Source organism: Ancylobacter sp., assembly GCF_965279025.1.
GTDB lineage: Bacteria > Pseudomonadota > Alphaproteobacteria > Rhizobiales > Xanthobacteraceae > Ancylobacter.
This window is the reverse complement of record NZ_OZ257132.1, coordinates 778,894-800,713: the sequence shown is the minus strand read 5'-3', so window position 1 is coordinate 800,713 and position 21,820 is coordinate 778,894. Positions and strand designations below refer to the sequence as shown.

At 66.4% G+C, this 21,820-nt stretch carries 17 protein-coding genes; 9 read left to right on the top strand and 8 right to left on the bottom strand.

The genetic code is table 11. The features are described from left to right. Positions 1-5: 5 nt before the first annotated feature. A complete protein-coding gene (locus tag ACQY76_RS03750; protein WP_428031579.1) occupies positions 6-680 on the bottom strand; it encodes a hypothetical protein in 675 nt (224 codons plus the stop codon). Further along, on the bottom strand, positions 670-3,180 hold the full coding sequence (locus ACQY76_RS03745; protein ID WP_428031578.1) for a GumC family protein: 2,511 nt from the start codon (positions 3,178-3,180) through the stop codon (positions 670-672). The genes ACQY76_RS03750 and ACQY76_RS03745 overlap by 11 nt, the downstream gene beginning before the upstream one ends. A 429-nt stretch (positions 3,181-3,609) precedes the next feature. Here ACQY76_RS03745 and ACQY76_RS03740 point away from each other — a divergent pair, with 429 nt between their 5' ends. Then, a complete protein-coding gene (locus ACQY76_RS03740) occupies positions 3,610-5,742 on the top strand; it encodes a TonB-dependent hemoglobin/transferrin/lactoferrin family receptor (protein WP_428031577.1) in 2,133 nt (710 codons plus the stop codon). 42 nt (positions 5,743-5,784) lie between these two features. After that, positions 5,785-6,378 (top strand): biliverdin-producing heme oxygenase, encoded by a 594-nt coding sequence (locus tag ACQY76_RS03735; RefSeq protein WP_428032921.1) that lies wholly within the window; start codon positions 5,785-5,787, stop codon positions 6,376-6,378. A 58-nt stretch (positions 6,379-6,436) separates the two neighbouring features. Here ACQY76_RS03735 and ACQY76_RS03730 read toward each other — a convergent pair whose 3' ends face one another. The 5 genes from ACQY76_RS03730 to ACQY76_RS03710 form a co-directional block, all read right to left on the bottom strand. After that, positions 6,437-7,174, bottom strand: coding sequence for a heme ABC transporter ATP-binding protein (locus tag ACQY76_RS03730; RefSeq protein WP_428031576.1), 738 nt, complete (start codon positions 7,172-7,174; stop codon positions 6,437-6,439). 28 nt (positions 7,175-7,202) lie between these two features. After that, the gene (locus tag ACQY76_RS03725; RefSeq protein ID WP_428031575.1) at positions 7,203-8,291 is read right to left on the bottom strand and encodes a FecCD family ABC transporter permease; all 1,089 of its coding nucleotides are present in this window, start codon (positions 8,289-8,291) and stop codon (positions 7,203-7,205) included. Continuing rightward, positions 8,288-9,226 carry a heme/hemin ABC transporter substrate-binding protein gene (locus ACQY76_RS03720; RefSeq protein WP_428031574.1) on the bottom strand — a complete coding sequence of 313 codons (939 nt, stop codon included), beginning with the start codon at positions 9,224-9,226 and terminating at the stop codon, positions 8,288-8,290. Before ACQY76_RS03720 ends, ACQY76_RS03725 begins: the two co-directional genes overlap by 4 nt. 162 nt (positions 9,227-9,388) lie before the next feature. Next, positions 9,389-10,243: a prephenate dehydratase gene (locus ACQY76_RS03715; protein WP_428031573.1), complete on the bottom strand. Its 855-nt coding sequence runs from the start codon at positions 10,241-10,243 to the stop codon at positions 9,389-9,391. Continuing rightward, on the bottom strand, positions 10,240-11,025 hold the full coding sequence (locus ACQY76_RS03710; RefSeq protein WP_428031572.1) for a 3-deoxy-manno-octulosonate cytidylyltransferase: 786 nt from the start codon (positions 11,023-11,025) through the stop codon (positions 10,240-10,242). Before ACQY76_RS03710 ends, ACQY76_RS03715 begins: the two co-directional genes overlap by 4 nt. Positions 11,026-11,166: 141 nt before the next feature. On the opposite strand from ACQY76_RS03710, the gene ACQY76_RS03705 reads away from it, so the two are divergent. The 7 genes from ACQY76_RS03705 (at position 11,167) to ACQY76_RS03675 (ending at position 20,944) form a co-directional block, all read left to right on the top strand. Then, on the top strand, positions 11,167-12,078 hold the full coding sequence (locus tag ACQY76_RS03705) for a c-type cytochrome (RefSeq protein WP_428031571.1): 912 nt from the start codon (positions 11,167-11,169) through the stop codon (positions 12,076-12,078). Positions 12,079-12,319: 241 nt separating this feature from the next. Next, positions 12,320-14,197 (top strand): extracellular solute-binding protein, encoded by a 1,878-nt coding sequence (locus ACQY76_RS03700; RefSeq protein WP_428031570.1) that lies wholly within the window; start codon positions 12,320-12,322, stop codon positions 14,195-14,197. Between the two features lie 94 nt (positions 14,198-14,291). Further along, positions 14,292-16,277, top strand: a complete 1,986-nt coding sequence (locus ACQY76_RS03695) for an ABC transporter substrate-binding protein (protein WP_428031569.1) — start codon at positions 14,292-14,294, stop codon at positions 16,275-16,277. 98 nt (positions 16,278-16,375) lie between these two features. Then, positions 16,376-17,482, top strand: a complete 1,107-nt coding sequence (locus ACQY76_RS03690) for a microcin C ABC transporter permease YejB (protein ID WP_428031568.1) — start codon at positions 16,376-16,378, stop codon at positions 17,480-17,482. Positions 17,483-17,484: 2 nt separating this feature from the next. Continuing rightward, complete coding sequence (locus ACQY76_RS03685) at positions 17,485-18,651, top strand: ABC transporter permease (protein ID WP_428031567.1); 1,167 nt, start codon at positions 17,485-17,487, stop codon at positions 18,649-18,651. 5 nt (positions 18,652-18,656) lie between these two features. Next, a complete protein-coding gene (locus ACQY76_RS03680; protein WP_428031566.1) occupies positions 18,657-20,285 on the top strand; it encodes an ABC transporter ATP-binding protein in 1,629 nt (542 codons plus the stop codon). After that, positions 20,282-20,944 carry an NUDIX domain-containing protein gene (locus ACQY76_RS03675; RefSeq protein ID WP_428031565.1) on the top strand — a complete coding sequence of 221 codons (663 nt, stop codon included), beginning with the start codon at positions 20,282-20,284 and terminating at the stop codon, positions 20,942-20,944. The genes ACQY76_RS03680 and ACQY76_RS03675 overlap by 4 nt, the downstream gene beginning before the upstream one ends. Here ACQY76_RS03675 and ACQY76_RS03670 read toward each other — a convergent pair. Continuing rightward, complete coding sequence (locus ACQY76_RS03670) at positions 20,941-21,804, bottom strand: NlpC/P60 family protein (RefSeq protein ID WP_428031564.1); 864 nt, start codon at positions 21,802-21,804, stop codon at positions 20,941-20,943. The genes ACQY76_RS03675 and ACQY76_RS03670 overlap by 4 nt on opposite strands. Between the last annotated feature and the right edge of the window lie 16 nt (positions 21,805-21,820).

Sequence of the window (21,820 nt, the reverse complement as noted above, 5' to 3'; positions counted from 1 at the left end):
TAACCTCAGCGCATCGGCGTTGCGCCGATCTCTTCTTGGATGAGCGTGCGCTGGGCGGCCGGCACGGACCGCAACAGGCGGTCCCAAGGCGCCGCGAAGGGATCGGGGAAGCGTCGCAGGACGGACACATCATACGCAAATTGCTGTTTGCTGCCCTGGTCGGCGAAGGCCCAGCGCCGCGCCAGAAACTGCACGCGGCGCAGCATGTCGTCATATTCATAGGGCCCGGTCAGCCGGGACATTTCCCAGGCAGCCATGGAGACAGGACGGAGGGCGAGGGTCGGCCACGTCATCTCGGCGAGGTCCATCCACGAGGTTGACCTCACGGGATCAACCTGCAGGGCGGCCGCGAGTTCGCGCAGGCCCTCCGGCGAGGGGGGCACCAGTTCGCGCTGGCCGACGCTGAAATAGAGGAGCCGCGCCTTATCCCGCAGCCCCCAGGAATCGCTCCATTGGGCAAGCGCGTCGCGCCGCTCCTGCGCCCGCTCCGCCGGAACATCGCTTGGCGCGGCATCCCCGGCGGCGGGTGGGGTGCCTTCCATCGCCCATTCGAGTGCGCCCAGGCGAGCGAACTGCACTCCCTTGAAGACGGCGCCGCCAGCGACGCCGATAAGGGCCAGCGAGAAGGCGGTTCTCAGCACCCGGCCACCAGTGTGGCGACGGGTAGCGTTAGCCGACATAATACTTCTTGTAATAGGCGGACGAGTGATAGGAGTAGCGCCCATATTTCGGCGCGCCGCGCAGATCGATCATGTTCAGGACAATCCCGCAGATTTTGCGGTCGCCGGGAATGCGCTCGATCGAATGGCGCACGAATTCCCGCGACGTGGCGTTCCAGCGCACCACGAAGAGCGCCTTGTCCGCCACCGGCGCCAGGATGGCCGCGTCCACCACGGGCCCGATGGGCGGGGCATCGAGCACGACGAAATCGAAGTTCAGCCGCAACTGCTCGATCAGGTGCTGCATGCGGGCGGAGCCGAGCAGGTCGGGCGGGTTCTGTGTCTTGGCGCCGGCGCCCAGAACATAGATTCCCGATGCGGCATGGCGGTGCATCAAGCCTTCGGAAGACGCGGTCTGCGCCAGCCATTCCACGAGGCCGGGCCGGTCTTCGAGCCCGAACTGCTGGGTGATCGAGGGGCGGCGCAGATCGCAATCGATCAGCACCACGCGCTTGCCGGAACTCGCGACGGAGGTCGCGATTGCCATGGCGATCGAGGTTTTCCCCTCGCCGGGAGAGGATGAGGTGATCAGCACGACCTTTGGCGGGTTGTCGACATCCGACATCTGCACCCCGGCTCTCAGGCTGCGGATCGATTCGCTGAAACGCGACAGCGGTTTCGACGTCAGAAAGTCGACGATTGGTATGGTGCCCTTGGTCTTGTCGCCTTCGCTGAAATCGGCCCATTCCACCGAAGAGAGCACCGGTAGGCCGGTTGCCTCCTCAAGCTGGCGCGGGCTGCTGAACCCCGCATTGAGCATATCGAGCAACGCGGCGAGACCGATGCCGAGAACCAGACCCAGGGCGGTGCCGGCCGCCAGAAACAGCGACTTCTTCGGGAATGAGGGCCCGCCCGACGGCAAGGCGGGGGTGATGATGCGCGCGTCGCGTATGTCCATCTCCGAACGTTCCGACGTGACCTTCGATTGGCTCAAGAAGGTCTCGTAGAGCGTGCGGTTGGCGGAGGCGTCGCGCTCCAGTTCGCGCAGCTTCACCGTCAGGGCGTTCTCGTCGGTGTTCTGGCCGGAAGCGGTCGCCACATTGGCGGCCATGGCCGAGGCCCGGGTGCGCGCGACGTCGTAGTCGTTTTCGAGGTTTGCGACGATGCGACCGATCTCGGCGGTGATCTGGCGCTCGATCTCCCGGCGTTCCGCCCGCACATTGACCACCATCGGGTGGCGCTCGCCATACCGCGTGACCAGGTCGGCCTCGCGTCCAGCCACTTCCGCATGGCGACTGCGCAGATTGGTGACGACCCCGGAGCGGATGACGTCGGGAAGCGTCGCCAAATTGCCACCGGCATCGAGAATTTTCTTGGCCTGCTCGTATTTGGCCTGCTTCTCGGCAGCCTCCGTCTCCACCTGCACGAGTTCCGCGCTGACTTCGGAGAGCTGCTGCTCGTTCAGGGAGCGGGTGCCGACGGAGACGAGATTGTGTTCGCTGCGGAACTTGGACACCGCCTCTTCCGACTGGCGCAACGCGTCGCGCAACCGCTGCAGGCGGTCGTTCAGCCAATCGGTGGCGCGGCGCGCCGCCTCGAAGCGGGTTTCCAGCTGGTCGACGATGAAGGCGTCCGCAACGGCATTGGCCAGCCGCGCCGCCCGGTCGCGGTCGACCGACGTGACAGAGATTTCGATGATGTAGGACTTGCCCACCCGCTCGACCGCCAAGGCATTGCGCAGCTTGTAGATCGAGGTCCGGACGTCGTCGGGAATGCTCGCCGCCCCTGAATCCGCCGGTACCTGTTCATCGGCAGCGGGCGCGGATCCGAACAGGTTCCAGAACGCGGTCCGCCACGAGGGCCCAGAGGACTGACTTCCGAACTCGGGATCGCCAACGAGGCTCTCCTTCTCCACCACGCGGCGCAGCAGGTTGAGCGACTCAATGATGGAAACCTGGTTCTCTATATTGGAGCCGGTGGCCGTTTCGGCCGCATTGACGCCGCCGAGCTCGGCTCCCAGAGCCGAGCGCGACGCCTGGTCGAGTAGGATCACCGCCGTGCTGGTGTAGCGCGGTGTCAGGAGAAAGGCGCTCGCGAGGGCCAGTATCATCGTCGTCACCGCGACGACGCCGATCAAAACGCGGCGGCGCAGCAGAAAATCGATGACCTGATGAAGATCGATCCGATCGTCATCATCGGCCGCAGGTGCTCGCGTGATCTGTCCGTGCATCAGGCCCAATCCAGAAACCGCCGTGAGAGGCCAAGCGGAGCGCAGGCTATTCTCTTTCCGGCACGGGCGCGCGGTTTGTGCGCCGCGGTAGAGATTATATTTGAGTAACAGTGAATTCCTAGGCCCGGCCCTTGCGGCACGGCCGGCTCTGCGTCGGGCCCGCTCCGTCTGTACACGGCGTGCGCCGCTTTGGCACGTCTGTCGAAGGCACGTCCATCGAAGGCACGTCTGTCGGATGCCGGGGGGGGCATCCTGCCCTCTGACGGCACGATTCCATCCTCTCCGCCCCATGCCTTGATTCGGTGCTCTCTCTCGCGGATTGCGCGCGTTTTAGCCGCCGGATAACCCAGAGTTTCTGAATTATATCTATTCTAAATATAAACGATGACCTTTCTTGTAGCGATTAAAGCCAAAATTGATCGAATCGTTATAAACAATGATTTCGTTTATAATTCATCAAAATCAAATGAATACGTTATTTGACTCAATCTTTTACTTAAAATAACGGTCCATCTCTGACTTGAGCCAAGGTCCGGTCGCCGCCGGACGGGGATGCGGGCGCCCATTGCCCGCCGGGGAACATCGCGCCGCTCCGCGGATGCGATTCGGGGATGGACTGAGATGCGAAAGACGGATCGGGGAACTCCCCTTCTCGCGACACTCACGCGCACGGCTGGCCTGAGCGTTTCATGGCTCGCACTGCTGGCCGCCGCGCCGGCTATGGCGCAGCAGTCGGCGGAAGCGCCGCAGGCCTCGAGTGCCGCGGTGGTCGCGACGGAGGAGTTTGTCGAACTCGATCCGATCACGGTTGTCGCCACCCGTACGGCGGAGAGCTGGATCGATACGCTGGCGGGTGTCACCGTCCGGCGTTCGGATCAGCTGGACATGCTCATGCCGGCGCGAACGTCGGACCTGTTCGAGGGCATGCCGGGCACGACGGCGATCCAGAATGCCAATACCAGCCAGACGCAGATCAATATTCGCGGCCTGCAGGATTTCGGCCGTGTCGCGGTGATCGTCGACGGGGCGCGGCAGAATTTCAACCAGCTCGGCCACGCCGGCGCGGGCGGCTTCTTCGTGGAGCCGGGCCTCATCGCCGATGTCGATGTAGTGCGCGGGCCGGTGTCGAACATCTATGGCTCGGGTGCCATCGGCGGCGTCGTCACCATGCGCACCAAGGATGCCGATGACATCATCGCTCCCGGCAAGGTTTGGGGCGTGGAGGCCACGGGCGAGGCGGCTGGCAACGGCTTCATGGGCTATGGGTCGGTGCTCGCCGCCACGCGGGTGGGACAGAATGTCGACCTGTTCGTCGGCGGCACCTATCGTGACGCCGACAACTACCATGACGGCAATGGCGAAGTGGTGCCCGACAGCGCCTTCGACACCTGGACCGGCCTCGCCAAATTGACCTTGCGGCCGGCCGATTTCCACGAGGTGAAGCTGACCGCGCTGAACTACGATACCCAGTTCACCACCAGCGCCGACGCCAATGCCGCGACGGAATATTCGACGCAGACAACCAACCGCACCGTGACGGCGAGCTGGAACTACGAGAATCCCAGCGACAGCCTGTTCGACTGGCGCAGCTCAGTCTACTGGAACCAGGTCGATCAGGATCAGGTGAAGGTCTCGGGCTCCTCGAACCCGATCACCGGCGGGGTGGGCGATCCGCGCAGCTTCGTTATCGACACGGTGGGCTTCGACGCCAACAACACCAGCCGCTTCGACGTCGCCGGCTGGAACAACGCCATCACCTATGGCGGCGACTATTTCCAAGACGAGATCGACAACACCGATGATTACGGCTTCGGCGAAGGCTATAATCCGTCGGGCGATCGCGGGGTCGGCGGCGCCTTCGTGCAGTGGAAGGGCAATTACTCCACCTGGCTGGAGGCGATCGCGGCGCTGCGCTACGACGCCTATTCCCTCAATTCCGATGATGGCGGCACCAGCGGCGAGCGGCTCTCGCCGAAATTCACGCTCGGCGTGACGCCGTGGTCGTGGCTGACGCTTTACGGTACCTATGCCGAGGGCTATCGCGCCCCGACCGTGACCGAGGCGCTGGTTTCCGGCCCGCACCCGCTGCCCTTCGATACGCCGGGCACCATGTTCTACTTCCTGCCGAACCCCGGCCTGCAGGCTGAAATCGGCAAGAACAAGGAGGTCGGCATCAATATCAAAAAGGACGATCTCTTCGTCACGGGCGACAAGCTGCGCGCCAAGCTCAATTATTACCAGAACGACGTCGAGAACTATATCGAGCTGGTGGAGTTCGGTTCGTCGACCGGCACCATCTGCCCGATCCCGGGCCGGCCGACCACCTGCTTCCCGTTCGACTGGGGCGTGCCGGGCTACGCGCAGTACCAGAACGTGGAAGAGGCGCGGCTCAAGGGCTTCGAGTTCGAAGGCACATATGACGCCCGCAAATGGTTTATCGGTCTTGCCGGGCAAATCACGGAAGGCGAGGTCACGGCCGGCCTTTCCGCCGGGCAGCCGCTCTCCAGTGTGCAGCCGGACCAGATCTCAACCACGCTGGGCTTTCGCTTCCTCGACGAACGGCTGACGGTGGCCGTGCGCTGGACCGCGGTGGCGGCCGTGAAGGCGTCGGATCTGCCGGCCAATGCGGTGTATGAGCCGACCGACAGCTTCAACCTGGTCAGCGTGTATGCCGGCTATCAGCCGAACGAGAACACGCTGTGGCGGGTCTCGGTCGAGAACCTGCTCGATGAGCAGTACACCCAGTATGAGAACTTCCTGCCGAGCGCCGGCCTGACGGTGAAGGGAGCTCTCACGGTGCGGTTCGGCGGCGGCGAGGTCGCGTCGATTTCTGATCCGCTCTATGTGAAGTGAAAATGGTCCTGCCTGAAAGCGGCGGGATGAGAGGAGCACATGATGTCCATAGCTACCGACGTGGAGGCACCGAGCCGTGCCAAGCGCCTGAAGGCCGCTTCCACGGCTGCGCATGAGCGGGTGGACGGGGGCGTCATGCACGCCGCCCCCTTCGCCAGCCCGGAAAATTACGCGCGTTTCCTGCGTTTCCAGTACCATCTGCACCGCCGGGTCGAGACGCTCTATGCGGATGCGGGCCTGCAGGAACTGCTGCCGGACCTTTCCGAGCGTTCCCGCTTCGCGGCGCTGGAGCAGGACTTCGCCGATCTCGGCCTGACGCCGCCGGACGCGGCTGCCGGCCCCTCGCTGGAACTGGCCGAGGCGCTCGGCTGGCTCTATGTGGTCGAGGGCTCCAACATGGGCGCCGCGATTCTCGCCAAGGAGGCGGCGAAGATCGGCTTCACCGCCGAGCACGGCGCGCGCCATCTCGCCGGCCATCCCGAAGGTCGAGCCCTGCACTGGCGCCATTTCACGGCCGCCCTCAACGAGGTCGAGCTGACGCCGGAGGAGGAGACGCGGATCGAGGCCGCCGCCACCGCCGCCTTCGACCATGTCGACCTGCTCGTCGGTCGGGAACTCGCTGCCGAACACGCCTGAGAGTGCGCACGTCGATCGATCAAAGCCCCGTCCGGGTCGCCGGGCGGGGCTTTTTCGTTCAGCGCGCGGCCGATTGCGGCAGCAGGAACGGCGTCGCGGGCGCCCAGCCGATGCGCACTGAGACGCCGTACAGCTCGGCGATCCGCGCGTCGGTCAGCACCTCCCCCGGGGTGCCGCGCGCCGCGACGCGCCCCTGCTTCAACGCGACGATCTCGTCGGCGACCATGGCGGCGAGGTTGAGGTCGTGCAGCACGGCCAGGATGCCGACGCCTTCTCCCGCGAGTTCCCGCATCAGGGCGAGCACAAGGAGCTGCTGGGCGAGGTCGAGACTGGCGGTCGGCTCATCCAGCAGCAGGTAGCCCGTGCCCTCGCCGCTCTCCAGCTGGACCAGGGCGCGGGCGAGTTGCACGCGCTGCCTTTCGCCACCGGAGAGATGGTCGTAGTTCTCGTTCGCCATCCCGGCCAGTTCGACACGCGCCAGCGCCCGGTGAATATGGGCGGGCGTGCCATGGCCCGGCGCCGCCCCGATGCCCGCCACCTCTTCCACCGTGAAGGGAAAGGCGACGCTCACGCTCTGCGGCAGCACAGCCCGCAGCCGCGCGAGGCGTGCCGGGCGCAAGGCGGCGAGGTCTGTGCCGGCCAGCGTCACCGCCCCGCGCTGCGGCCGCCGCTCGCCCGCGAGCACCTTGAACAGGGTCGACTTTCCCGCGCCGTTGGGCCCGATCAGCACGGTGACGCGGCCGGGCCGCACCTCTACCGAGGCGCCGTCGAGCAGCGCCCGGCCGCCGGCGGACACGCCTATGTCCCTCGCCCCATACATCGGCCTACCCCATCAGCGCAGCGCGACGGCGCAGCAGCAGCCAGAGGAAGAACGGCGCCCCGAAGCCGGCGGTGACGACGCCGAGCGGCAATTCGGCGGGGCTGACGATGGTGCGCGCCACCACATCCGCCCCCAGCAGCAGTGCCCCGCCGAGCAGCGCCGCGCAGGGCAGCAGCAGGCGGTGGCCGGGGCCGATCATCAGCCGAACCAGATGCGGCACGACGAGCCCGATGAAGCCGATGACACCCGCCACCGCCACCGATGCCCCGGCCCCGGCGGCGATGCCGAGGATCGCCAGCCACTTGGCCCGCTGCACGTCGATGCCGACATGGAACGCCTCCGCCTCGCCGAGCGCCAGCGCGTCCAGGGCGCGGATCAGCCGGCTGCAGATGACGCCGAGCAGCACCATGAATGGCAGGGCTGCCGCCACTTTCTGCCAGGTTGCCCCGCCGAGCGAGCCAAAGGACCAGAAGGTGAAATCGCGCAATTGCTGGTCGGAGGCCATGAACACGGTGAGGCCGGTGCCGGCCGCCGCCAGGGCGGCGATGGCGATGCCGGCGAACAGCATGGTGACGACGGAGGTTCGCCCCTCATGCGTCGAGATGGCATAGAGCGCGACCGTGGCGAGGAGCGCGCCGGCGAAGGCCATGATCGGCAGGCCATAATCGGTAAAGAGCGGCGGAAAATAGAGCGCGAGATGCCCGCCGGCGACGATCCACGCCGCGGCGGCCAGTGCGGCGCCGTTGGAGATACCGATGAGCCCGGGATCGGCGAGCGGATTGCGGAAGATGCCCTGCGTCACCGCGCCGGCCAGCGCCATTCCGCCGCCGACCAGCAGCCCGAGCAGGGTGCGCGGCAGGCGAACATCCAGCACGATCACCGATTCCCGGAGGGCTGCGCCGGTCGCGCGCTCGCCCCGCGCGGCGGTGCCGAGAATCTCCAGGATCCGGCCCGGGGCGATGGTCACCGGTCCGATGGCAAGCGAGGCAAGGAGAGCGATAACGAGGAGCACGACGCACAGGCCGAGCGCGAGAGGCGCGCGGCGCGGCCGGCGGCGAACGGGGCGTGTTGCGGCGGGCACGGCCAGGCTCATGGCGCGCTGGACGCCGGCGTGTCGAGGGTCCAGGCATGCGCCGGCATCGCCGGCAGCCGGAGTTCAGGATAAACCAGCGCGGCGAGGTCGCGCGCGGCCTGCGGGGTGCGCGGCCCGAAACTGAGGAGATAGCCGCCATCCATGCGGTAGAAGCGCCCTTCCGCCATGGCCGGCGCGCCGGCGAAGGCGGGCATGGCCTTGATCGCGTCGTCGGAAACCCCGTGATTCTGGTCTTTCATCAGCACGATGGCATAGGGATCGGCCCCCAGCACCGCCTCTCCCACCGCCGGCTTGTAGCCGTGCAGGCCGGCCATGGCGTTGGAAATGCCTGCAAGCTCGAACATGGCCTGCGCGCCGGTGCCGGCACCGGCGACCACCGGCGCCGCGCCGGATGCCGACAGCACGAAGACGATGCTGCGCGGTGCGGTGATCCGCGTACGGATCTCAGCCAGCGCCTTGAAATCGTCGCTGACGGCCTGCGCCAGTTCCTCGCCGCGCGCGGGCACGCCGGCAAGGGCGGCGATGCGCCTGATATTGCCGAGGACACCCGCCTCATCCCGGGCCTCGGGCAGCGTCTCGAACGGAATGGCGGCGCCCCTGAGCACCTTTACCGCGTCCGGCGGGCCGGCCCCGTCGAGGGCGATGATGAGGTCCGGCCCCACGGACAGCACGCCTTCGGGCGAGAGCGCGCGGATGTAGCCGACATTGGGCTTCCCGCCCAAGGCGCGGCGCGGATAGGTGCTCGACGTGTCGACGGCGACCACGCGATCCTCCAGCCCAAGGGCGTAGAGCGTCTCGGTCACGGCTCCGCCGACGGCCAGGATGCGCTGGGGGGCCGGCACGTCCGTCGCCGAGGCGGAAACCGCGCCCGCCACAAGGCTGGCGGCCACCACCGCCGCCGCCAGAACCCGCTCCAAGGACACGTTCAGCACCATCAACCTCACCGCTGCATTGGTCGCGGCGACAATAGGCAGGGCGCTGGTCTAATTCCACAGCGTGGAAGATCAAATGTCCGAATAATTGCAGATTATAAATGTAATAAATTGAAGCCGGGCAGCATTGTCCGCCCTCGCTTCAAGACGAGCCCTCTGCGGACGCTAAGCGCGGAGCGCGATGCGGTAGGCGTGCGCGGGGTAGACGCCGAGGATGCGGACTTCTTTGGAGAAGAAGGACAGCTCCTCCAGAGCCAGCTTCAGGGCCGGGTCATCCGGGTGCCCGTCGACATCCGCATAGAACTGGGTGGCGAAGAACTCGCCGTCGAGCTGATAGGATTCCAGCTTCGTCATGTTCACGCCATTGGTGGCAAAGCCGCCCATCGCCTTGTAGAGCGCCGCCGGCACGTTGCGCACACGGAACACGAAGGTGGTGACCGTCGGCCCATTATTGGCGGGGGCCCACTCGCCCTCCTTCGCCAGGATGACGAAGCGGGTGGTGTTATGGGCCTCGTCCTCGATGTTCTCGGCGATGATGTCGAGGCCGTAGATCTCGGCGGCGAGGCGCGAGGCGATGGCGGCGCGGGTCTCGTCCTGCGCCTCGGCCACGAGGCGCGCCGAGCCCGCCGTATCGGCGCCTACGATCGCCTTCAAGCCGAGCTTGCGAATGATGTTGCGGCATTGGCCGAGGGCCATCACATGGCTTTCCGCCGACTTCACCGTTGCCAGCGACGCGCCCTTGATGGCCATGAGCTGGTGCGAGAGCGGCAGGAAGAATTCGCCGACAATGGTGAGGCCGGAGGTCGGCATGAGGTGGTGTATGTCCGCCACGCGTCCGGCGACCGAATTCTCGATCGGGATCATGCCGAGATCGGCCTCGCCGTTCTGCAGCGCGGCGAAGGCGTCCTCGAAGGTGGCGCAGGGCACCGCTTCATGCGCGGGATAGACCTCACGGCAGGCGATGTGCGAGTTCGCGCCCGGCTCTCCTTGGAAGACGATGGTGCGGCGAGGGGTGGTCATGGCGGCGTCTCTGATTCCTGTACGGCGTCCGGCGGGTGCGCGGCCTCGCGGGCGAGTTCCTCGACCTTCTCGGCGACCTCTGATTCCTGGGCGAGCAAGGCGCGCGCCTTTTCCAGGTCCTCCGGCGTGTCGACGCCGAGCGGGACCGTGTCGACGATGGCGACGTCGATGCGCATGCCCGCTTCCAGAGCGCGCAGCTGCTCCAGCTTCTCGCGCTGCTCCAGCGGAGAGGGCGGCAGGGCGACGAAGCGTTCCAGCGCCGCGCGGCGATAGGCATAGAGGCCGATATGGTGGAACAGCGGCCCCTCGCCATAGGGGGCGGTGGCGCGGGTGAAATAGAGCGCGCGCAGCCGCGACGGGCTGAGCGCGCTGCCGACCGCCTTCACCACATTGGGGTTGGTGCGCTCGCCCTCATCGACGATTTCGGCCGCCAGCGTGCCGATATCGACGGCGGGGTCGTCGAGCAGATCGAGCGCGGCGCGGATGAGGGCGGGATCGATGGTTGGCAGGTCGCCCTGCACGTTGACGACGCGGCTCGCGCGACGCTCCGGGTCGACATGGCCGAGCGCCTCGAAGATTCGGTCGGAACCGGACGCATGGTCGGAGCGGGTCATGACGACATCGAATCCGGCCGATTCCACCGCCGCGCGCACGTCCTCATCGTCGGTGGCGACGACAACCCGGCCGATGCCTGCCGCGGCGGAACGCCGCGCCACCTCGACGATCATCGGGCGGCCGCGCAGATCGGCGAGCGGCTTTCCGGGCAGACGTGTCGAAGCCATGCGGGCTGGAATAAGAATAAGTGTGTCCTGGGCGGACATTCTCGTGCCTTGTCATCGCGCTACACAGTGCCGGCCCCGCTCTCAGGGTGGCGAAACGTAGCACCGCGCCGTGCTTATACGGGTTGCACGCTAACCGTCAAAATGATTAGTTCCCGCCGCGATTGGCGGTCGCATGCGAGCGCTGGTAGATTGCGCGCGGGGTATCGGCAGGCCAGCCGGATGGTCGTCGTGCCGGGTGAGGGAGCGAATATTTCGATGGACAGCTACGAGCTGAACAAGGTTGCTGGTGCCGTCCTGGGCGTGCTGACGTTCACGCTCGGTCTGAACGTGTTCGCCGATATCCTGTTTTCCAGCCATGCGCCGGAGAAGCCGGGATTCGAGATCGCCGTGCAGGAGAGTTCGGCCGGCGAAGCTCAGGCGGCGGCTCCCGCCGATGTGCCGATCGCTCAGCTGCTCGCGGCGGCCAGTGCCGAGAAGGGCGCGGCCCAGGCCAAGAAGTGCGGCGCCTGCCATAATTTCGTGGAGGGCGCTGGCGCCAAGGTCGGTCCCGACCTTTACGGCATTGTCGGCCGCCCGATCGGCGGGGTCGACGGCTTTGCCTATTCGGCGGCGATGAAGGCGCATGGCGGCAACTGGACCTTCCAGGACCTCAGCGACTTCATCAAGAACCCCAAGGCGGACATCCCCGGCACGGCGATGGGCTTTGCCGGCATCGCCAAGGAAACCGACCGCGCCGACCTGATCGCCTATCTCAATACGCTGTCGCACAGCCCGCTTCCGCTGCCCCAGCCGGGCGAAGCCGCAACGCCGGCTTCCGCCGAGCCAGCACCGACCGCGCCTGCCTCGGGCGAGCCCGGCGGCAACACGCCGCCGCCTGCCGGCTCCGCCGCGCCCGAATCCGCGACACCGGCCGCCCCGGCCCCGGAAGCGCCGGCCGCTCCCGCGCCAGCCGAGCCTGCCCCTGCGGCGCCCGCAGCCCCGGCTCCGGCCGAACCTGCGCCAGCCACCCCGGCGCCGACCGAGCCCGCTCCGGCGGCGCCCGCCACGCCCTGAGACAAGCGCGCTGCGAGGCGCGGCTTTCACGATCACGTCAGGCCGGCGGCGCAATGCGTCGCCGGCCTTATTCTTTTCGGGACTACCCTCTTCTTATTGGCTGCCACTGTTCATAATCGTAGCGAGGGTGGGTACCGCCCCGCTTCCAGACGTGCCCGAGGGATGAATGCGCATGACCCGTCTCCGCCGCTCCGACCGCCCCGCCACTGCCGGCTGGCGTCCCCCGGCATGGAGCGGCGCCATGACACGGTCTCTCGCCGTCGCCCTGCTTGGCCTTGGCCTCGTCGGCCCGGCGATGGCCGAGGAGGCGACCGCCCCGGCCCCGGCCGCCCCGTCGACGCAGGCGGATCCGGGCGCATGGCGGCACGGCCTGTCGCTGATGGGCGAGCCGAAATACCCCGCCGACTTCAAGCGCTTCGACTATGTGAACCCGGACGCCCCGAAAGCCGGCCTGCTGCGGCTTTCGGCCGACGGCACCTTCGATTCGTTGAACGACATCATTCCGCGCGGCGCGGCGGCGGACGGGTTGCAGCTGATCTACGACACGCTGATGAGCCCAGCCTATGATGAGGTGGCGACGGAATACGGGCTCCTTGCCGAAAGCGTGCGCTACCCCGCGGACTTCTCCTTCGTCACCTACAAGCTGCGACCGGAGGCCAAGTGGCATGACGGCCAGCCGATCACCGCCGAGGACGTGGTGTGGTCCTTCGAGCAATTGACCAAGAACAGCCCCCGGCAGGCCTATTATTACAGCCATGTGAAGGGCGCTGCGGTCACCGGCGAGCGCGAGGTGACCTTCACCTTCGACCAAGCGGGCAATCGCGAATTGCCGCAGATCGTCGGCCAGTTGCGGGTCATGCCCAAGCATTGGTGGACCGGCACGGATTCCAGCGGCAAGCCGCGGGACATCAGCCAAGGCACGCTGGAGGCGCCGCTCGGTTCCGGCGCCTACAAAATCAAGCAGGTGCTGCCCGGACGTTCCATCACCTTGGAGCGCGTGCCGGACTATTGGGGCAAGGACCTGCCGGTGAATATCGGCACCGACAATTTCGCCGAGCTGCGCTACGAGTATTTCCGCGATTCGACCGTGGAACTGGAGGCTTTCAAGGGCGACCAGTATGACTATCGCGTCGAGACGTCAGCCAAAGACTGGGCCACCGCCTATAATTTTCCGGCGGTGAAGGAGGGCAAGGTTGTCCTCGAAGAATTTCCCAACCGCGCCTCCGGCTCCATGCAGGCCTTCATCCCCAATCTGCGGCGCGAGAAGTTCCAGGACCAGCGGGTGCGCCGCGCACTCAACCTGGCGCTCGACTTCGACGGCATGAACCGCACGCTGTTCTTCGGCCAGTACAAGCGCACATCGAGCTATTTCCAGAACACCGAACTCGCCTCCTCCGGACTGCCCCAGGGGCTGGAGCTGCAGATCCTGGAGAGCGTGAAGGACAAGGTCCCGGCCAGCGTTTTCACCACGCCCTACACCAACCCGGAAGGCTGGAGCGAGGGCCTACGGCGCGGCAATCTGCGCGAGGCGGCGAACCTGCTCAAGCAAGCCGGCTATGAGGTGAAGGGTGGCAAGCTGGTCAACGCGAAGGGCGAGCCCTTCACGATGGAGATCCTGATCGCCAATCCCGCCTTCGAACGTGTCGCGCTGTTCTACAAGCCCTCACTCGAACGTCTCGGGATCACCGTGACCGTCCGGCAGGTGGACACCTCGCAATATATCAATCGCCTCCGCGCCCGCGACTACGACATGATCATCACGGGCTGGGGCCAATCGCTCTCGCCTGGCAATGAGCAGCGCGATTTCTGGGGCTCGAACGCTGCCGACCGCGAGGGTTCGGCCAACTATGCCGGCATCAAGGATGCGGGCATCGACGCGCTGATCGAGAAGGTCATCTACGCCACCAGCCGCGACGAACTCGTCGCCGCCACCCGCGCCCTCGACCGGGTGCTGCTGGCGCATGATTACGTGGTGCCGAGCTGGAACTACCCGAACACCCGCACGGCGCGCTGGAACCGCTTCAGCCACCCCGAGAAGCTGCCCGAATATTCCGATGGCTTTCCCGGCATTTGGTGGTGGGACGCGGAGAAGGCGGCCAAGACCGGAGCGGCACGGTGAGGGGGCAGGGGACGGGGGCCTGCGTGCTTCGAGACCCAGGCGGCGCCCGGGCACCTCAGCATGGCGGTGTCTGGCAGCATGAGGGGGGCCGGACATGAGTCGAAAGCCACCGATCGCCGCCCGTCATGCACCTTCGGCACGCGATACCGGATCGGCCGTTCTGGCCGTCCGGCATGACGGCGCTCCCGTCTCCCGCCGCACGCTTCTGACGCTCACCGCCGGTGCCTCGCTGCTGCCCTGGCTCGGCTGCCCCGCCTTTGCGCAGGAGGCCGTGCCGACTTCCACCCCGGCGTCGTCGGCGCCCAGCCTCAGTCCCGAGCGGCACGGGCTCTCGGCCTTTGGCGACCTGAAATACCCCGCCGATTTCGTCCATTTCGATTATGTCGACCCGGACGCCCCTAAAGGCGGCACCTTTTCGCAGATCGGCCCGACCGCTGCCTTCAACCAGTCCTTCCAGACCTTCAATTCGCTGAATGGCTATGTGCTAAAGGGCGATGGTGCGCAGGGCGTGGAACTGCTGTTCGATTCGCTCATGACGCGGGCCAATGACGAGCCGGATGCCATTTACGGGCTGGTGGCGAAAAGCGTTGCGGTGTCGGAGGATGGCACGGTCTATCGCTTCCGCCTGCGCCCGGAGGCGCGCTTCCACGACGGCTCGAGGCTCACCGCCGAGGACGTCGCCTTCTCGCTCAACCTTTTAAAGAGCAAGGGCCATCCGATCATCGCGCAGAATCTGCGCGACATGGCGAGCGCCGAGGCCGATGGCGAGGAAATTGCCGTGATCCGCTTCGTGCCAAAGCGCGCCCGGGACGTGCCGCTCTTTGCGGCCTCGCTGCCGATCTTTTCCAAGGCCTATTACAGCGCCACCCCTTTCGACGCGAGCACGCTGGAGCCGCCGCTGGGATCGGGGCCGTACAAGGTTGGTCATTTCGAGGTCGGCCGCTTCATCGAGTATCGCCGCGACCCTGAACACTGGGCCAGGGATCTGCCGGTGAATGTCGGCGTGAATAATTTCGACGTGCTGCGCTACGAATATTTCCGCGACCGCGAAGTCGGGTTCGAGGCGTTCAAGGCGAAGGCCTTTCTGTTCCGACAGGAATTCACCGCCCGCACCTGGGCGACCGGCTATGATTTTCCGGCGCTGCGCGAGGGCCGGGTGAAGCAGCAGGTTCTGCCCGATCGCACGCCGTCGGGCGCGCAGGGCTGGTTCCTCAACCTGCGCCGTCCGCAATTCGCCGATCCGCGCGTGCGCGAAGCTTTGTCCTGCGCCTTCGATTTTGAGTGGACCAACAAGAACCTGATGTATCACGCCTACAGGCGCACGACGTCGTTCTTCGAGAATTCCGATCTCAAGGCGGAAGGCCCTGCCGGGCCCGACGAGGAGGCGCTGATCGCGCGCCTCGGCGACCGGCTCTCGCCCGAGGAGATCGCGATCCTGAAGGCCCCACCCTGGAGCCCGCCGGTTTCCGATGGCTCGGGGCAAGACCGCGCGCTGCTGCGCCGGGGCACGCAGTTGCTGCGCGAGGCCGGCTGGACGATCAAGGGCGGCCGCCTGGTCGATGCCGAGGGCACGGCGCTTACGGTCGAGTTCCTCGACGACGAGAACGGGCTGGAGCGCCATACCGCGCCCTTCATCAAGAACCTCAAGCTGCTCGGCATCGAGGCACATTTCCGCCTTGTCGACTCACCGCAATATCAGCGCCGGATGAACGAGTTCGACTTCGATGCCACGGTGCGGCGCTTTTCCGTCTCCACCGTGCCGGGCGAGTCGCTGCGCAATTATTTCGGCTCGACGGCGGCCGCGACGCCGGGCTCCAACAACCTCTCCGGCATTTCCGACCCGATCGTCGACCTGCTGATCGAGGAGGTGATCGCCGCGCCGACGCGCGAGGAGCTGCGCACCGCCTGCCGTGTGCTCGACCGCCGGCTGCGGGCGGGGCGCTACTGGGTGCCGCAATGGTATTCGGCCGAATTCCGTATTGCCTTCTGGGACGAGTTCGCCTGGCCCGGCGCGCCGCGTCCTACCTATGCCCGCGCCATCCCCGAGATCTGGTCGGCACGGCGCAGTCCGGCGGGGTAAGTGCATTAATTGAATGCGCCCGCATGAACGGACGTTAAGTTGACGCGGCTGCGCGGGCCCTCCACCTTGTGCCCGCCTCGCGGAGGAAACCCGAACGAATGCTCGCCTATATCGTCCGACGCATCGCGCTGATGGTGCCGACCGTGATCGGCATCATGCTCATTTCCTTCGCGGTGGTGCAGTTCGCGCCCGGCGGCCCGGTCGAGCGGGTCATCGCCGAACTGACCGGGCAGGGGAGTTCCGCCACCGCCCGCATCTCCGGCGGCGGCGGTGATTTCGGCGGCATGCGGCAGAGCGCGGCGGCCGGCGATCCGGTCTCCTCGAAATATCGCGGCGCGCAGGGGCTGGATCCGGCCTTCATCAAGGATCTGGAGAAGCAGTTCGGCTTCGACAAGCCGGCGCATGAACGCTTCCTGAAAATGCTGTGGGACTATGCCCGGTTCGATTTCGGGCAGTCCTATTTCCGCGACGTCTCGGTTGTCGACCTCATCATCGAAAAGATGCCGGTGTCGATCTCGCTCGGCCTGTGGATGACGCTGATCACCTACGCCATCTCCGTCCCGCTCGGCATTGCCAAGGCGGTGCGCGATGGCTCGCGCTTCGACGTATGGACCTCGGCGGCCATCATCATCGGTTTTGCGATCCCGGGTTTCCTGTTCGCCATCCTGCTCATCATCCTGTTCGCCGGCGGGTCGTTCTTCTCCTGGTTCCCGTTGCGCGGGCTGACCTCGGACAATTGGGACCAGCTCTCGTTCGGGGCCAAGATTCTCGATTATTTCTGGCATCTGGTGCTTCCGATCACCGCCATGACCCTGGGAGCCTTCGCCACCACGGCGCTGCTGACCAAGAATTCCTTCCTCGACGAGATTAAGAAACAGTATGTGATTACCGCAAGAATGAAGGGGCTCTCGGAGCGCCGCGTGCTTTACGGCCACGTCTTCCGCAACGCCATGCTGATCGTCATCGCCGGCTTTCCCGGCGCCTTTGTCGGCGCCTTCTTCACCGGGGCGCTGCTGATCGAGACCATCTTCTCACTGGACGGGCTTGGCCTGCTGGGTTTCGAAAGCGTGCTCAACCGCGACTACCCCGTGGTGTTTGCCAACCTCTACATCTTCTCGCTGGTAGGGCTGGTGGTGAACCTCATTTCCGACCTCACCTACACATGGGTCGATCCGCGCATCGACTTCGACACGCGGGACGTCTGAACATGGACGCCGCCAACACCGTCCTGCCGCCCGCCTCGGCGGATGTCGTCTCCGACCGGCCGCGCCGCCCCTGGCTCTCGCCGCTCAATCAGCGCCGCTGGACGAACTTCAAGCGCAATCGCCGCGGCTGGTGGGGCTTCTGGCTGTTCTCGGTGCTCTTCGTACTCAGCCTTGGCGCGGAGTTTATCGCCAACGACAAGCCGTTCCTGGTCGAATATGATGGCGGCTACTATTTCCCCGGCGTGGTCGCCTATCCCGAGACCACGTTCGGTGGCGATTTCGAGACCGAGGCGGATTACCGCGACCCCTATCTGCAGAAGCTGATCGCCGAGAAGGGCGGCTGGATGGTCTGGCCGCCGATCCGCTATTCCTATTCCACTCACAATCTCGACCTGCCCACCCCGGCGCCCTCGGCCCCGACCTGGATGCTCACCGACGCGCAATGCGCGCCTGTTGTGGAGAAGCTCGGGCTGAAAGGCGGCTGTGACGCTCTGGAGTGGAACTGGCTCGGCACCGACGACCAGGGCCGCGACGTGCTGGCCCGGCTCATCTACGGCTTCCGCCTGTCCGTGCTGTTCGGCCTCATCCTGACCATCATCTCCTCCGTCATCGGCGTCGCGGCGGGCGCGGTGCAGGGCTATTTCGGCGGCTGGACCGACCTTATCTTCCAGCGCTTCATCGAGATTTGGACCTCGATCCCCGCGCTCTATCTCCTGCTCATCATCTCCTCGATCCTGGCGCCCGGCTTCTGGGTATTGCTCGGCATCCTGCTGCTGTTCTCCTGGGTGTCGCTGGTCGGGCTGGTGCGGGCGGAGTTCCTGCGCGCCCGAAACTTCGAATATGTGCAGGCGGCGCGGGCGCTCGGCGTTTCCAACGGCGTGATCATGTGGCGGCACATGCTGCCCAATGCCATGGTGGCGACCCTGACCATGCTCCCCTTCATCGTCTCCTCCTCGGTGATGACGCTGACCGCGCTGGACTTCCTCGGCTTCGGCCTGCCGCCCGGCTCGCCGTCGCTGGGCGAATTGCTGGCGCAGGGCAAGTCCAACGTGCAAGCGCCCTGGCTGGGCCTCACCGGCTTCTTCACCGTCGCCATCATGTTGAGCCTGCTGATCTTCATCGGTGAAGCCGTGCGCGACGCCTTCGATCCCCGGAAGACCTTCCAGTGAGCGAAATGCCGTTGAACGATACCCCCCTCCTTTCCGTCCGCGAGCTTTCCGTGGCCTTCGCGCAGGGCGGGCGGAGCACGCTTGCGGTCGACAAGGTGTCCTTCGATGTCCATCGCGGCGAGACGGTGGCGCTGGTGGGCGAGAGCGGCTCCGGCAAGTCGGTCACGGCTCTCTCGATCCTCAAGCTGCTGCAATACCCCGCCGCCAGCCATCCCTCTGGGCAGGTGCTGTTCAAGGGCGCGGATCTCCTCGCCATGCAGGAGCACGACATACGCCGGGTGCGCGGCAACGACATCACCATGGTGTTCCAGGAGCCGATGAGCTCGCTCAATCCGCTGCACACGGTGGAACGGCAGGTCGCCGAGATCCTGTTTCTGCATCGCGGCATGCGCGGGCCGGCGGCACGGACGCGGGTGATCGAATTGCTGACCGAGGTGGGCATTCCCGAGCCGGAGACGCGGCTCGGCGCCTACCCGCACCAGCTTTCCGGCGGCCAGCGCCAGCGCGTGATGATCGCCATGGCGCTCGCCAACGAGCCGCAGCTCCTGATCGCCGACGAGCCGACCACGGCGCTCGACGTCACCGTGCAGGCGCAGATACTGAAGCTGCTGAAGGAGCTTCAGGGCCGGCTCGGCATGGCCATCCTGTTCATCACCCATGATCTCGGCATCGTGCGCAAGATCGCCGACCGGGTCTGCGTGATGAATCACGGCAAGATCGTCGAGGAAGGCCAGGTGGCAGAACTTTTCGCCCATCCGCGCCATCCCTACACGCAGGCGCTGATTGCCGCCCAGCCGCGCGGCAATCCGGCTTCGCCCCACCCGGAGGCACCGATGGTGCTGGAGGCGAAGGGTCTCAAGGTCTGGTTCCCGATCAAGGCCGGCGTCATGCGCAAGACCGTCGGCCACATCAAGGCGGTGGACGGCATCTCGGTCGAGATCCGGCGCGGCGAGACGCTGGGCGTGGTGGGCGAGAGCGGCTCGGGCAAGACGACGCTGGGCCTTGCCTTGCTGCGGCTCATTTCCAGCGAGGGGCCGATCGTGTTCATGGGCGACCCCATCGACAGGCTCGGCTTCAAGCAGATGCGCTCCCGGCGGCGCGCCATGCAGGTGGTGTTCCAGGACCCCTTCGGTTCGCTCAGCCCGCGCATGTCGGTCGCCGACATCATCGGCGAAGGCCTGCGCGTGCATCAGCCACGCCTCACCGCCGACGAGCGGGACGCCCGGGTGATCGCCGCCCTCACCGATGTCGGGCTCGATCCCGAGGCGCGGCACCGCTACCCCCATGAATTCTCCGGCGGGCAGCGCCAGCGCGTCGCGATCGCCCGCGCCATCGTGCTGGAACCGTCCTTCATCGTGCTGGACGAGCCGACCAGCGCGCTCGACATGATCGTGCAGGCGCAGATCGTCGACCTGCTGCGCGACCTGCAGACCAAGCGCGGCCTGACCTATCTGTTCATCAGCCACGATCTGCGCGTCGTTGCCGCCCTCGCCTCGCGGGTGATGGTGATGAAGAACGGGGTGGTGGTGGAGGAGGGGCCGGCGGCCGAGTTGTTCGCGCGGCCGAAGACCGATTACACCCGCGCCCTTTTCGCGGCCGCCTTTGACCTGGAGACGGCGGCGGAGGCTTCGTGAGCACACCTGCCCCCGGTAAGCGTGCCAAGGCTGGCGACATCGCCGATCGCTCCATCGCGCTGCATCTGAGCGGGCCGGAGGAGGTTGGCACCGGCTTTCGGCCCTATCATCGCTTCGTGGCGACGTTCGAGGGCGCAGGCGGTGGGCGCCTTCGCCAGCAGCGCGACATCCTGCGCGTGGGGCCTGTGGTCGGCGTGCTGGCCTATGACCCTGATGCGGGCTGTTTCGTGTTGATCCGCCAGTTCCGTCTCGGCGCGCAGCTTGCCACGGGCGCGGGCGAACTCGTCGAGATCGCGGCCGGGATCATCGATCCGGGCGAGGACGCCGACAGCGCGGCACGCCGCGAATGTGTGGAGGAGACTGGCGTGGCGCCGCGGGCGCTGCTGCCCATCGCCCGTTTCCTGCCGACGCCGGGCGTGACGGATGAATATGCGACGCTCTATCTCGGCCTCGTCGATTCCTCGCTTGTGCCGGCCGAGGCCGGCGAGCCCGGCGAAAGCGAGCTGACACGGCCTTTCCTCATCGCGGTGGACGAAGCGCTTGAAGCTCTCAGCGCGGCTTCCGACGCGCCTTTTGCCAATGGCTTCGTGCTGATTGCGCTGCAATGGTTCGCGCTGAACCGGGCGCGGGTCGAAGCATTCGTCGCGGCGAACCGCTAGAGGCGGCGCACGCTGCGCAGCGGCGTGCCGGCGGCCTCGATGCGGGCCAGAGCGGCACCGAGCGGCTCGCGCACCACCGACATGAAATGCGCCGTGGCGTGCAGCAGCGTCGCCTCGTCCGCGACAATGCCGACATGGCCGGGCCAATAGAGCAGGTCGCCGCGTTGCAACTCGCGCAGATCGCCGGTGAAGGTAACCGGCGCGCCGACGGCGCTCTCTTGCATGTCGGTGTCGCGCGGGCAGGCAATGCCGCACGCATTCAGCGCCACCTGCACCAACCCCGAACAATCCAGCCCGAGGCTGGAGCGGCCGCCCCAGAGATAGGCGGCGCCCAGGAAGCGGGCGGCGACTTCGACGAAATCCTCTTCCACTGCGCCGCGGGGGGCGAGGTGGTGGGCAAAGACGAAGCCGCCATCCTGCGTCACCGCAAAGCGCTCGCGCGTGCCGGCGATGCAGAGCCGGCTGCCGAAAGAGAGCAGCTCCATCGGCGGCAGCTTGATCGATGGCCCGGGAAAAACCGGCGTGCGCAGCGCGCTCACCTTGTGCGTCGCCGGCGCGCCAGGCGGTGCGAGTGCGTCGACCGGCACCCAGCCGACATAGCCGTCCGCATCGAGCTGGCCCCACGCCCAGCCTTCCACATCGATCTCGTAGACGGTGATGATCTCGCCGTGCAGCGCCTCGGTCACCAGCGAGGATGTGGGATCGGGCTCCCGGCGCAGCGGCGCGGCGGGTCGGGCGATGCGGTAAGGCGTGCCTTCGACATAGCGCGCGGCCTCAACGCTTCCCTGGAGATGGGCGGCGGCGAGATCGGGACGCGCCGGGGTGAGGCGCGGGTCGAAACCGGAGGGCAGGGTGCTCATCGGCGCGAAAGGTCCG